General features: G+C 68.1%; 8 protein-coding genes, 1 rRNA gene and 3 other annotated features. Of the genes, 5 read left to right on the top strand and 4 right to left on the bottom strand.

Features of this window, described 5'->3' with window-relative positions; genetic code table 11:
• Nucleotides 1-2: 2 nt before the first annotated feature.
• Together scpA and SACAZDRAFT_RS16405 are read right to left on the bottom strand one after the other, a co-directional pair.
• Entirely contained in the window at nucleotides 3-2,189 is a 2,187-nt protein-coding gene (gene scpA / locus SACAZDRAFT_RS16410) for a methylmalonyl-CoA mutase (protein ID WP_005443546.1), read from the bottom strand.
• Nucleotides 2,186-4,048 (bottom strand): methylmalonyl-CoA mutase family protein, encoded by a 1,863-nt coding sequence (locus SACAZDRAFT_RS16405; RefSeq protein WP_005443545.1) that lies wholly within the window; start codon nucleotides 4,046-4,048, stop codon nucleotides 2,186-2,188. Before SACAZDRAFT_RS16405 ends, scpA begins: the two co-directional genes overlap by 4 nt.
• Before the next feature lie 108 nt (nucleotides 4,049-4,156).
• Here SACAZDRAFT_RS16405 and SACAZDRAFT_RS16400 point away from each other — a divergent pair, with 108 nt between their 5' ends.
• On the top strand, nucleotides 4,157-5,410 hold the full coding sequence (locus SACAZDRAFT_RS16400; RefSeq protein WP_005443543.1) for a serine/threonine-protein kinase: 1,254 nt from the start codon (nucleotides 4,157-4,159) through the stop codon (nucleotides 5,408-5,410).
• On the opposite strand, the gene SACAZDRAFT_RS16395 is transcribed toward SACAZDRAFT_RS16400, so the two are convergent.
• Nucleotides 5,388-6,050: a MerR family transcriptional regulator gene (locus tag SACAZDRAFT_RS16395; protein WP_005443541.1), complete on the bottom strand. Its 663-nt coding sequence runs from the start codon at nucleotides 6,048-6,050 to the stop codon at nucleotides 5,388-5,390. The two genes, SACAZDRAFT_RS16400 and SACAZDRAFT_RS16395, sit on opposite strands and share 23 nt — an antisense overlap.
• Nucleotides 6,051-6,144: 94 nt before the next feature.
• Here SACAZDRAFT_RS16395 and SACAZDRAFT_RS16390 point away from each other — a divergent pair, with 94 nt between their 5' ends.
• The 4 genes from SACAZDRAFT_RS16390 (at nucleotide 6,145) to SACAZDRAFT_RS16375 (ending at nucleotide 10,545) form a co-directional block, all read left to right on the top strand.
• Complete coding sequence (locus SACAZDRAFT_RS16390; RefSeq protein ID WP_005443540.1) at nucleotides 6,145-7,125, top strand: hypothetical protein; 981 nt, start codon at nucleotides 6,145-6,147, stop codon at nucleotides 7,123-7,125.
• Between the two features lie 11 nt (nucleotides 7,126-7,136).
• Nucleotides 7,137-7,946, top strand: a complete 810-nt coding sequence (locus SACAZDRAFT_RS16385) for a purine-nucleoside phosphorylase (protein ID WP_005443539.1) — start codon at nucleotides 7,137-7,139, stop codon at nucleotides 7,944-7,946.
• 395 nt (nucleotides 7,947-8,341) lie between these two features.
• A complete protein-coding gene (locus SACAZDRAFT_RS16380) occupies nucleotides 8,342-9,991 on the top strand; it encodes a phospho-sugar mutase (protein WP_005443538.1) in 1,650 nt (549 codons plus the stop codon).
• Nucleotides 9,992-10,092: 101 nt separating this feature from the next.
• A complete protein-coding gene (locus SACAZDRAFT_RS16375; protein ID WP_005443537.1) occupies nucleotides 10,093-10,545 on the top strand; it encodes a flavodoxin family protein in 453 nt (150 codons plus the stop codon).
• A 116-nt stretch (nucleotides 10,546-10,661) separates the two neighbouring features.
• On the opposite strand, the gene rrf is transcribed toward SACAZDRAFT_RS16375, so the two are convergent.
• Nucleotides 10,662-10,778, bottom strand: a 5S ribosomal RNA gene (rrf, locus tag SACAZDRAFT_RS16370).
• Between the two features lie 89 nt (nucleotides 10,779-10,867).
• Nucleotides 10,868-11,739, bottom strand: a sequence feature (23S ribosomal RNA rRNA prediction is too short).
• A gap of 2 nt (nucleotides 11,740-11,741) precedes the next feature.
• Nucleotides 11,742-12,607 (bottom strand) — a sequence feature (23S ribosomal RNA rRNA prediction is too short).
• A gap of 11 nt (nucleotides 12,608-12,618) precedes the next feature.
• Nucleotides 12,619-13,082, bottom strand: a sequence feature (23S ribosomal RNA rRNA prediction is too short).

Below are 13,082 nucleotides of genomic sequence, written 5' to 3'. Positions count from 1 at the left end.
GTCTACGCGTGCCGTGCCTCGAGCTCGTCCAGCAGGGTCACCGCCGAGTCGGCGATCACCGTGCCGGGTCCGAAGATCGCGGCGGCACCGGCCTCGCGCAGCGCGTCGTAGTCCTGCGGTGGGATGACGCCGCCGCACACGATCATGATGTCGTCGCGACCGAGCTCTTCCAGCTCCTCGCGCAACGCCGGGACGAGCGAGAGGTGTCCCGCCGCCAGCGACGACACCCCGACGATGTGCACGTCGGCCTCGACGGCCTGCCGCGCGACCTCGGCCGGGGTCGAGAACAGCGGGCCGACGTCGACGTCGAAACCGAGGTCGGCGAACGCGGAGGCGATCACCTTCTGACCACGGTCGTGCCCGTCCTGCCCCATCTTGGCCACGAGGATCCGCGGGCGCCTGCCCTCGGCCACGGCGAAGGTCTCGACGCGCTGCCGAGCGGCCTCCACACCCGACGTCCTGCCGACCTCCTCGCGGTACACACCGGAGATGGTACGGATCTGGCCGGAATGCCTGCCCCAGATCTTCTCCAGGGCCTCGGAGATCTCGCCGACCGTGGCCTTGGCCCTGGCGGCGTCGATGGCGAGCTCCAGCAGGTTGCCGTCGCCCTCCGCTCCCGCCGTGAGCCTGCGCAGCGCGTCCTGGGTGGCGGACTCGTCGCGCTCGTCTCGGAGTGTGCGCAGCTTCTCCAGCTGCTGTGCCCGCACCTCCGCGTTGTCGATCTTCAGGACGTCGAGTTCGGTGTCGTCCTCGGCACCGACGCGGTACTTGTTGACGCCGATCACCGGCTGCCTGCCCGAGTCGATGCGGGCCTGCGTGCGGGCCGCGGCCTCCTCGATGCGGAGCTTCGGGATGCCCGCGTCGATGGCGCGCGCCATCCCGCCCGCCGCCTCGACCTCCTCGATGTGGGCCCACGCGCGCCGCGCCAGCTCGTGGGTGAGCCGCTCGACGTAGGCGCTGCCGCCCCACGGGTCGATGACGTCGGTGGTGCCGGACTCCTGCTGCAGCAGCAGCTGGGTGTTGCGCGCGATGCGGGCGCTGGTGTCGGTGGGCAACGCGAGCGCCTCGTCGAGGGCGTTGGTGTGCAACGACTGCGTGTGTCCCTGCGTGGCGGCCATCGCCTCGACGCAGGTGCGCACCACGTTGTTGTAGACGTCCTGGGCCGTGAGCGACCACCCGGAGGTCTGGGAGTGCGTGCGCAGGCTCAACGACTTCGGGTTGCCCGGCTCGAACTGCTTCACGAGCTTGGCCCACAACAGCCTCGCCGCCCGCAGCTTCGCGACCTCCATGAAGAAGTTCATGCCGATCGCCCAGAAGAACGACAGCCGAGGCGCGAACGCGTCGATGTCGAGTCCCGCGTCCAGCCCGGCCCGGATGTACTCGACGCCGTCGGCGAGCGTGTACGCGAGCTCCAGGTCGGCCGTCGCGCCGGCTTCCTGCATGTGGTAGCCGGAGATCGAGATCGAGTTGAACTTCGGCATGTGCCGCGAGGTGAACGCGAAGATGTCGGAGATGATCCGCATCGACGGCTGCGGAGGGTAGATGTAGGTGTTGCGGACCATGAACTCCTTGAGGATGTCGTTCTGGATGGTCCCCGCGAGCTGCTCGGGCCGCACCCCCTGTTCCTCGGCCGCGACGACGTACAACGCCAGCACGGGCAGCACGGCGCCGTTCATCGTCATCGACACGCTCATGCGGTCGAGCGGAATGCCGTCGAACAGCTGGCGCATGTCGTAGATCGAGTCGATCGCCACGCCCGCCATGCCGACGTCACCGGCCACCCTGGGGTGGTCGGAGTCGTAGCCGCGGTGGGTGGCGAGGTCGAACGCCACCGACAGGCCCTTCTGCCCCGCGGCGAGGTTGCGCCGGTAGAAGGCGTTGGACTCGCCCGCCGTGGAGAACCCCGCGTACTGGCGGATCGTCCACGGCTGCGTGGTGTACATCGTGGGGTACGGGCCACGCAGGTAGGGCGCGATGCCGGGATAGGTGTGCAGGAAATCGACGTCGGCGAGGTCCTCGGCCGTGTACAGCGGCTTGACCCCGATGCCTTCCGGCGTCTCCCACGTCAGCGCGTCGACGTCCTTGCCCGTGGCGGCCCGCACGGCGTCGGTCCACGCTCCTCGGCCCGCGTCCGCGGAGCCGGCGGGCGGCGCGCCCAGGTCGATGCCGCTGAAGTCGGGAATGCTCATGACGCGACTCCCAGGGTGTCGAGCGTGTCGGTGAGGACGGCCAGCGCGTCGCAGCCCCGGTGGACGTACCCGCTGATGGCGCTGTCGGGATCGGATTCGCCGGGCCTGCCCGCGACGAGCACCGTGGTGGCTCCGGCCGCCCGCAGGGCCTCCGCCACCTCGGCGGCCTTCTCGGCGTAGGCGGCGTCGGTGCCGCACACGCAGGCCACCGGTGTGCCGCAGGCCCGGAACGCGTCGACGAGCTCCTCCGTGGTGGGGTCACCGAGCTCCGGGTTCACCGGCTCGATGCCCCCGGCCAGGAAGAGGTTCGCCGCGAACGTGGCCCTGGCGGTGTGCTCCGACAGTGGGCCGAGGGTGGCCAGGAAGACCTTCGGCCTGCTGCCGTGTTCGGCGAGGTGCGCGTCAGAGCGGTCACGCAGACGCTCGTAGCCCTGTGCGTAGCGGACGCGCGGCAGACCGCCGTTCGCCCGCACCGTGGGGCGCGGGGCGCGGTCGAAGTCCTTCTCCTCCAGCAGCGGGAACTCGCTGACGCCCGTGATCGCGTCGCGGCGCGTGGCGATCCGGCGCGACCGCGCCTGCCAGGTGCGCGCGATGCGCTCCCCCAGCGCACCGGAGGCGAGCTCGGCCTCGATGCCGCCCGCCTTCTCGATGGCCGTGAACTCGTCCCACGCCCTGCGGGCGAGCGCATCGGTGCGGTTCTCGACGTACCAGGAGCCGCCCGCCGGGTCGATCACCGCGGCGAGCTTGCTCTCCTCCAGGAGGATGGCCTGCGTGTTGCGGGCGAGCCGCCGGGAGAACCGGTCGGGCAGCCCGAGGGCGTGGTCGAACGGCAGCACGGTGACCGCGTCGGCGCCGCCCACGCCCGCCGCGAAGCAGGCGACCGTGGTGCGCAGCAGGTTCACCGAGGGGTCGCGGCGCGTCATCATCGCGGGCGAGGTGACGGCGTGCTGCCGCATGGCGACGTCCGGGGCACCACACACCTCCACGACGCGTGCCCACACTCGGCGTGCCGCGCGGAACTTCGCGATCGTGCCGAACTGGTCGGTGGTGGCCGCCAACCGGAACTCGATGCGCGAGGCGGCCTCGGCCACGTCGAGTCCCGCCTCGGTCATCGCCCGCAGATACGCCACCGCCGACGCGGTCGCCGCACCGATCTCCTGGGCGTCGGACGACCCGGCCTCGTGGTAGGGCAGCCCGTCGGCGACGACGGTCGCGAGCCGCGGGTGGCGGCCGTCGAGCCGGGTCGTGAGGGCCACGGCTCCCGCGACGTCGAACTCCCGGCCGGTCCGGGCGCGCAACCCGATCGGGTCGGCACCGAGGTTGCCCGCCACCTCGGCGTCGGGCACTCCCTGTTCCGCGTGCAGGGCGAGCAAGGCCTCAGCGGCCCGTTCGTACTCCGCACCCGCGTCGAGGACCACCGGCGCGAGGTCCAGTCGCACGTCACGCAACGCGTCCGCGAGGGAGTCGACCGGCAGACCGCCCTCACCCACGCACAGCCACAGCGAGGTGACACCGCCGTCGAGGTCGACGAGCACGGCGTCGTTGAGCGCAGCGGGATCCCCGCCGTCCCCGGCCTCGTGCCGGGCACGCACGTCCCACCCCGCGACCACGTGGCCCTCCGGGCGGGCTCCCCGCACGAACGGGGGCATACCGGGGACTCCGGCGGACGGCGCCCGGTCGTCGGCGGTGTAGAGGGGTTGGATCTCGATGCCGTCGTCGGTGGTCGTCACCAGCCGGTCGCGACTGGAGCCCATGCGTTCGAGCACCTTGTCGACCAGTCGTTCCCACTGCCGGCGGCTCGGTGCCTCGAACTCGGCCGCGAGCGCAAGATCACCCGTCTGCGCTACCCCCTTGCTCATAGCAGCATCCTAGGCGTGTGCCTCCGGGGCGGCTTGTGACCTCGATCTCTCGCTTTCCGCCGTCCGCTCCGGCGGTCCGGCCGTCTCGCGCGGCGCCGTTCGGTGACAATGGACCACGTGTCCGCTCCGACTGACGACCGACGTCTGGTGGCCGGCCGATACCGGCTGCGCTCCGTGCTCGGCTCCGGGTCCATGGGCACCGTGTGGTCCGCCTACGACGAGTTCCTTCACCGGCCCGTGGCCGTGAAGGAGGTCCGCATGCCGCACGGGGTGCCTCCCGCCCGCGTCACCGAGCTCCGAGAACGGACGCTGCGCGAGGCGAGAGCGATCGCCGTGCTGTCCCACCCGAACGTCGTCATCCTGCACGACGTCGTCAGGGAGCACGACGATCCGTACGTGGTCATGGAGCTGCTGCCCTCGCGGAGCCTCGCCGGGCTCGTGCGACAGGCGGGCAGGTTGACGGTCGCGCAGGCGGCGGCGGTCGGCGAGGCCGTGGCCGCGGCGCTGGAGGCGGCCCACGCCGCGGGCATCACCCACCGCGACGTCAAACCGGGCAACGTGCTCGTCGCCGACGACGGCCGCATCAAGCTCACCGACTTCGGCATCGCGCGCAACGTCTCCGAGGCGACCATGACGCACACGGGGATGATGCTCGGTTCCCCGGCGTTCATCGCGCCTGAAGTGGCCACCGGCGGCCCCGTCACGTACACCGCCGACCTGTGGGGACTGGGTGCGACGCTGTTCGCGGCCACCGAGGGACGGCCACCCTACGACGCCGACGGCGACCCGCTGGAGACCGTCGTGAGCGTCGTCCAGGGTGACGTGCCCCGCCCCTCCCCCGGTCCCCTGGCGCCGGTGATCCGCGGGCTGATGATGAAGAAGCCGTCCGAGCGCATGTCACTGGCCGAGGTACGGCGAAGGCTGTATCCGCTGCTCGCCGAACCCCGGCACCTGCTGTTCCCTCCGGAGCTCTTCGCCGAGAGCGACGTCGGCCGGGTGCGCGACGACGCCAGCGCCACGAGGGTGATCCCGCGTGTTCCGGCGCTTCCGGCGGAACCGGACGGGGAGGTGGAGGCCGACGGCGCGCTCGCCGCCGACCCGGGTCCGCTGCCGTTCTCGACCGACCGACCGTCGGCGACACCCGCGAGCGCTCCTCCGGCCCGGTCCGCGCCCCGCTCGTCGGGTGGCACGAAGTCGCCCGCGGGACTGTTCAGCCGACTCCCCCGCCGTCACCTCGACCTGCTCACCGACCTGGCGGGCACGGTCGCCGATCGCCGGGCCGTCCTGCTGACGGTGGCCGCCGTGCTGTTCGTGCTCACGGCCGTGCTGGGGTTCGCCCTCACCCGGATTCTGGCCGGCTGACCCCCTCACGCCCCTCCGGCTCCGCGAACAACCTCGCCGACACCGCGGTGTGGGCCATCCTGCGCAGCGTGACCAGCAGCGCGTCGCCGATCACCGTGCCGACCACCGCACCTTCCACGATCGACTCCGTGTTCGGCAGCGCGGCGACGTGGCCCAGGTCGGCCTCGGCGACGACCTGCGCGGCGTCGGCGTAGGCGTCGAGGACGGACGCGATGTCGGCGTGTCCCAGCGTGTGCAGCGTCGCGAGCAGGCCGACCAACGACTCCACCAGCGCCGGATCACATCCCCAGCCCCGTTGGTCGAGCAGCTCCTCGACCCTCGCCTGCGCCCACGCCCGCGCCTGGACGTCCACCGCGTCGGCGCGGGCGAGCGGCAGTCCGTGCTGGGTCACCCCGAGCACGTCGTGCACCGACGTCTCCGGTGCGTCGACCGCCGCGAGGACGTTCTTGACGGCCGAGATCGACAGGCCCCCGACATCGAGCAGTGCACGCACGAGACGGAGCCGTCGGACGTGGCTGTCGTCGTAGCGCGCCTGGTTGGGGCTCGTGCGCTCGCCGGGATGCAGCAGTCCCTCGCGTAGGTAGTACTTGACGGTCGCGACCGGGACCCCCGTCGTGCTGCTGAGCTCGGCCATTCGCATGCGTTGTCACCTTCTCCGTGGACATCCTCGTATGGATAGTTTAACTTCCCATGATGGAAAGTGACGCTATCTACTATCTGAAACTGGTGGGACCATGAGACCTGACCACACCTGGCACCGCCCGATGCTCGCGTGCGCCGGCCTGATGCTCGTGATGAGTGTCGCCTCGGCCGTCGGCCTCCTGGTGGACGACCGGCTCGTCGCGGGCGCACCGGCCTGGCTCAAACCGTTCAAGTTCGCCGTCTCCTTCACGGTCTACGCCTTCAGCTGGGCCTGGCTCGTGTCGCTCCTGCGCACTCGCCGGCGCCTGGTCCACACCATCTCGACACTCGTCGTGGTCGTGATCCTCGTCGAGTACGCGGTCATCACGCTGCAGGCCGCCCGCGGCACCCGCAGCCACTTCAACGTCGCCACCCCACTGGACGAAGCATTGTTCAGCGTCATGGGCGTCTCCATCACCGCACTGTGGACGGGCACGCTGGTGCTGACGCTGTTCCTCCTCCGCACCCGGATCGACGACGCGGCGAACCGGTGGGGCGTGCGGTTCGGCGCGGTCCTGTCCCTGATCGGGCTGGCCCTCGGTGGGCTCATGGTCGTTCCCACCCCGCATCAGGCCGCGACTCTGGGCACCGACGCCTTCGACGGACTCATCGGCGCGCACAGCGTCGGCGTTCCCGACGGCGGCCCGGGCCTGCCCCTCACCGGGTGGAGCACGGTCGGCGGCGACCTTCGCATCCCGCACTTCGTCGGCATGCACGCGCTCCAGGCGCTCCCGCTGGTCGTCGTGATCCTCGTCCTGCTGTCCCGCCGGTACGCACGCCTGCGCGACGACGCGGTGCGGGGGCGACTGGTGATCGTGGCGGGGCTCGCCTACGCGGGTGCACTGGCGTTGGTCACCTGGCAGGCGCTGCGTGGCCAGCCCCTGATCGCGCCGGACGGCCTGACCCTCACAGCACTCGGCGGGCTCGTCATCGCCACCGCGCTGGGCACCGTCCGAGCCCTCCGGCCCACGGCGAGCGTGCCTTCCTCGCCCCCTGCTCATCCGGTTGACCAGGAGGCGTTCAGCAGGCCCTAAGCTGCACGATCGTGAACTCCAGCAGCGACACGCAACCCCGTGATCTCGCCGCCGCCACGGCATCCGTCCTGACCGACCGCGCAGGTGTCGACGCCTTCGACGTCGCCGTCGTCCTCGGCTCGGGTTGGCGCCCCGCCGCCGACGTGATCGGCGAGCCGGAGGCGGAGATCCCGCTCGGCGAACTGCCCGGGTTCGAGAAGCCCCGCGCGGTCGGACACGGCAGCACGGCGCGCGCCGTCACGATCGGCGACAAGCGGGTCCTCGTCCTTCTCGGCCGGACCCACCTCTACGAGGGCAAGGGCGTGGCCCGCGTCGTCCACAGCGTGCGCACGGCTGCCGCGGCGGGGGTGCGCACCGTGTTGCTGACCAACGCCGCCGGCGGGTTGCGCGACGGCTTCCAGGTCGGCCAGCCGGTCGTCATCTCCGACCACCTCAACCTGACCGCGACCTCACCGATCACGGGAGCGAACTTCGTCGACCTGGTCGACCTGTACTCGCACCGCCTGCGCGCGGTGGCCAAGGAGATCGACCCGACCCTGGCCGAGGGCGTGTACGCGGGTCTGCCGGGTCCGCACTACGAGACTCCCGCGGAGATCCGCATGCTCCGCACGCTCGGCGCCGATCTCGTGGGCATGTCGACGGTGCTCGAAGCCATCGCCGCCCGCGCCGAAGGTGTCGAGGTCTTCGGGCTGTCGCTGGTCACCAACCTCGCCGCGGGCATCACGGGCGAGCCGCTGAACCACGAGGAAGTCCTCGAGGCCGGCCGGGCGTCGGCGACCCGAATGGGAACACTCCTGCGGGAACTGGCCACGCGCGCCTGAGTCGAGGTTATTTCCCGGTCGTGGCTCCCGTCGTGATCGGCACGTCGGTGAAACACGACAATTCCGTCGGTTGCAGCATCGTTCGTCCTTTCACGCAGGCGGCAGTGCCCTGCTGTCCCTGGAGTAGTGAGTTCGAGCGGCGATTCCCGCTCCGACAGAAAATCTGTCGAATGATTGACGGTTGGACAATAACCCGATCGTGTGCAGTCCACGAACAAGACTGTCCACGGTCGGCAACACTTGGCGGAATATGACAAGAAGTGCGCTGTTTCCCCAGATGGCTGTCAATTTCTGCACAATGAATACTGCATTGTGCACTCGCCGGGGAACGGCGCGGATGATCGTGCCCGGGGGTCGCTGGATCCCCGGGCCGCTCTCCTTGCCACTATGACGTGATGCAGCAGAAACCGCCCCGGCTCACACCCGAGCTCCGGGACATGACATTCCGCTGGATCGCCGACGACGTCGACGACGACTCGCGTGCCGAGCTGCAGAACCTGCTCGCACGCGCGATGGCGGGAGATCCCGACGCCACCTCCGAACTGGACGATCGCATGTCCGGCACGCTCACCTTCGGCACCGCGGGAATCCGCGGCCCGGTGCGAGCGGGACCGAACGGCATGAACACCGCGGTCGTCGTCCGTACCACGGCAGGTCTCGCGGCCTGGCTGGCGAAACGCAGTCCCGGGGGCACGGTCGTGGTGGGCCGCGACGCCCGCCACGGGTCCGAACGGTTCGCCGAGGCCGCGGCGGAGGTCCTCGACGCCGCCGGATTCGACGTGCGGGTGTTGCCGCGCCCGCTGCCCACTCCGGTGCTGGCCTACGCCACGCTGAGTCTCGGTGCCTGCGCCGGCATCCAGATCACCGCGTCGCACAACCCTCCGGCCGACAACGGCTACAAGGTGTTCGACCACACCGGTATTCAGATCATCCCCCCGGCCGACTCCGAGATCGAGGCGGAGATCGCGTCGGCTCCCGCAGCGGTCGCGGTGCCGCGTGGCCGGGGTGCGCGCACTCTCGACGACGAGGTCCTCGACGGCTACCTGGACCGCGTCGCCACGCTCGCCACGAGTGGTGCGAAGGAGCTGCGGGTCGCCGTCACACCTTTGCACGGTGTCGGGGGGCCCGTCGTCGTCGAGGCGCTGCGCCGAGCGGGATTCTCCGACGTGCACCTCGTCGAAGCGCAGGCCGAGCCCGATCCCGGCTTTCCGACCGTGGCGTTCCCCAACCCCGAGGAACCGGGTGCCACGGACCTGCTGTTGCACCTGGCCGAGGACATCGACGCCGACCTCGCTGTCGCCCTCGATCCGGACGCCGACCGCTGCGCCGTCGGCGCTCGGGAGCGGGACGGTTCGTGGCGCATGGTGACGGGCGACGAGGCCGGCGTGTTGCTCGGCGATCGGCTCCTGGCCCGCACCGACGATGGCGATCCGCTGGTCGCCACGACGATCGTGTCGTCGTCTCTCCTCGCCGAGGTCGCCCGTGCGAGGGGCGCCCGTCACGCGCGCACGCTGACGGGGTTCAAGTGGTTGATGCGGGCGGGCGACGGTCTCGTCTACGCCTACGAGGAAGCGCTGGGGCTCTGCGTCAACCCGGACTTCGTGAAGGACAAGGACGGTATCGCGGCCGCCGTCTTCGCCGCCGATGTCGCGGCCGAGGCCAAGAGCCAGGGCCGTACTCTGCTCGATCTGCTCGACGAACTCATGGCGACGCACGGTGTCTCCGTGACCGGCCAGGTGGCGCCGCGGTTCGCCGACCTCGCCGAGCGCGCGGCGGTGATGGAGCGGGTGCGCACCACGCCGCCGACCACGCTCGCCGGCGTACCCGTCACGACGGAGGAACTGCGGGAAGCCGACGCCCTGAAACTCACCGGCGACCAGATCCGCGTCATCGTGAGGTTGTCCGGAACGGAGCCGAAGGTGAAGGCGTACCTGGAGGTCACCGCGCCGGCACCGGGTCCGGAAGGACTCGCCACCGCCCGGGACGCCGCGATGGAGAAGCTCACGGCGCTGCGTGAGGACGTCGCCGCGCTGCTCTCGTCCTAGCGGCTCTGTCCAGCGCGCTGTGGAGGACACCGGTGATGGTCCGGTGACCTCCACAGCACTGCGCTTGCGGCGCCACAATCAGCCAGGCACGCTCGACTACCGTGGCCAGGTTGTTGATCGTCCATCACACGCCGTCCCCGCATCTCGCGGCCATGCTCGATGCCGTCGTCTCCGGCGCCACCGACCCCGAGATCACCGGCGTCGAGGTCGTCCGCGAGCCGGCGTTGTCCGCGACGGCGTCGGACGTGCTCGCCGCCGACGCCTATCTGCTGGGCACACCAGCCAATCTGGGCTACATGTCCGGCGCGTTGAAGCACTTCTTCGACACGATCTACTACCCGTGCCTCGACTCGACCACCAAGCGGCCTTTCGGCTACTACGTGCACGGCAATCAGGGCACGGAGGGCGCCACGAAATCTCTCGACACCGTCACGACGGGCTTGGGCTGGGTCCGCGCCGCCGCACCGGTCGTGGTGCACGGTGCGCCAAGCAAGGACGACCTGGAATCCTGCTGGGAATTGGGCGCCACGGTAGCCGCGGGCCTGATGTCCTGACCCGGCAATGGCCCACAAATGGGAAAAGGGGTCGTGGGGGGTGTGGTGGGAGACAACAACAGTGTCTCGACCGACCGGCCCTCCCAGGACCCCTTTTTCCCTCTCTATCAAGTTTTGTTCGGCGGTGTCCTACTCTCCCACACTCCTTCGAGTGCAGTACCATCGGCGCTGGTGGGCTTAGCTTCCGGGTTCGGAATGGGACCGGGCGTGTCCCCACCGCTATAACCACCGAAACACTGTGAAACAACCCAGGATCATGTTTCCGGGGTGTGGTGTTTCAGAGTTGCAGAGTGGGTGCGTAGCATCTTTGTAGGTCAAGCCCTCGGCCGATTAGTACCAGTCCACTCAAAAACACATTACTGCGCTTCCATGTCTGGCCTATCAACCCCATCGTCTCTAGGGGGCCTTACCCACTCAAAGGTGGTGGGAGACCTCATCTTGGAACAGGCTTCCCGCTTAGATGCCTTCAGCGGTTATCCCTTCCGAACGTAGCTAACCAGCCATGCCACTGGCGTGACAACTGGCATACCAGAGGTTCGTCCGTCCCGGTCCTCTCGTACTAGGGACAGCCTTCCTCAAGTCTCCAACGCGCGCGGCGGATAGGGACCGAACTGTCTCACGACGTTCTAAACCCAGCTCGCGTGCCGCTTTAATGGGCGAACAGCCCAACCCTTGGGACCTACTCCGGCCCCAGGATGCGACGAGCCGACATCGAGGTGCCAAACCATGCCGTCGATATGGACTCTTGGGCAAGATCAGCCTGTTATCCCCGGGGTACCTTTTATCCGTTGAGCGACACCCCTTCCACCAGGAGGTGCCGGATCACTAGTCCCTACTTTCGTACCTGCTCGACCTGTCGGTCTCACAGTCAAGCTCCCTTGTGCACTTACACTCAACACCTGATTGCCAACCAGGCTGAGGGAACCTTTGGGCGCCTCCGTTACTCTTTAGGAGGCAACCGCCCCAGTTAAACTACCCACCAGGCACTGTCCCTGAACCGGCTCACGGTCCGAGGTTAGATTCCCAATCCGGCCAGAGTGGTATTTCAACGACGACTCCACGACCACTGGCGTGGCCGCTTCACAGTCTCCCACCTATCCTACACAAGCCGAACCGAAAACCAATACCAAGCTATAGTAAAGGTCCCGGGGTCTTTCCGTCCTGCCGCGCGAAACGAGCATCTTTACTCGTAGTGCAATTTCGCCGGGCCTGTGGTTGAGACAGCCGGAAAGTCGTTACGCCATTCGTGCAGGTCGGAACTTACCCGACAAGGAATTTCGCTACCTTAGGATGGTTATAGTTACCACCGCCGTTTACTGGCGCTTAAATTCTCAGCTTCACCCCCCGAAAGGGGTTAACCGGTCCTCTTAACGTTCCAGCACCGGGCAGGCGTCAGTCCATATACATCGACTTACGTCTTCGCATGGACCTGTGTTTTTAATAAACAGTCGCTTTCCGCTGGTCTCTGCGGCCAACCCACCCTAGCCCGCAAAGAGCTTCAGGTGCATTGGCCCCCCTTCTCCCGAAGTTACGGGGGCAATTTGCCGAGTTCCTTAACCACAGTTCACCCGATCGCCTTGGTATTCTCTACCTGACCACCTGTGTCGGTTTGGGGTACGGGCCACGCGCGCACTCGCTAGAGGCTTTTCTCGGCAGCAGAGGATCACCCTACTTCGCCACAACGGCTATGCATCACGCCTCACCCTCGATCTCGAAGATCAGCCCGACGGATTTGCCTATCGGGCGGGCCACACGCTTACACCAGTATCACCACTGACTGGCGGGGCTACCTTCCTGCGTCACCCCATCGCTTGGCTACTACAAGATCAGGTCCCACGCACCCCACACACACTCCCGAAGGAGCAACGCGCAGGGCGGGTGGTTAGTCTCACCTGCCTCGCCAGGGACGCACACACGCGGGTACGGGAATATCAACCCGTTGTCCATCGACTACGCCTGTCGGCCTCGCCTTAGGTCCCGACTTACCCTGGGCGGAACAACCTGGCCCAGGAACCCTTGGTCATCCGGCGGCAGAGATTCTCACTCTGCATTCGCTACTCATGCCTGCATTCTCACTCCCACACCCTCCACAACTCGGTCACCCGGCTGCTTCCCTGGATGCAGGACGCTCCCCTACCCATCCACACGACTGGACCCACACCCAAAGAGTATGGGCCGATCACAAGTGTGAATGACACAGCTTCGGCGGTGTGCTTAGCCCCGCTACATTGTCGGCGCAGAACCACTTGACCAGTGAGCTATTACGCACTCTTCAAGGATGGCTGCTTCAAGCCAACTCCTGGTTGTCTCAGCGACTCCACATCCTTCCACTCAGCACACACTTAGGGGCCTTAGCTGGTGTTCTGGGCTGTTTCCCTCTCGACGACGAAGCTTATCCCCCCGCCGTCTCACTGCCACGCTCTCACACACCTGTATTCGGAGTTTGGTTGACTTCGGTAAGCCGGTAAGCCCCCTAGGCCATCCAGTAGCTCTACCCCAGATGTGAAAACACGTGACGCTGCACCTAAATGCATTTC

It is taken from the genome of Saccharomonospora azurea NA-128, from assembly GCF_000231055.2.
Taxonomy (GTDB): Bacteria; Actinomycetota; Actinomycetes; order Mycobacteriales; family Pseudonocardiaceae; genus Saccharomonospora; species Saccharomonospora azurea.
This window is presented reverse-complemented; position numbering and strand designations above follow the sequence as displayed.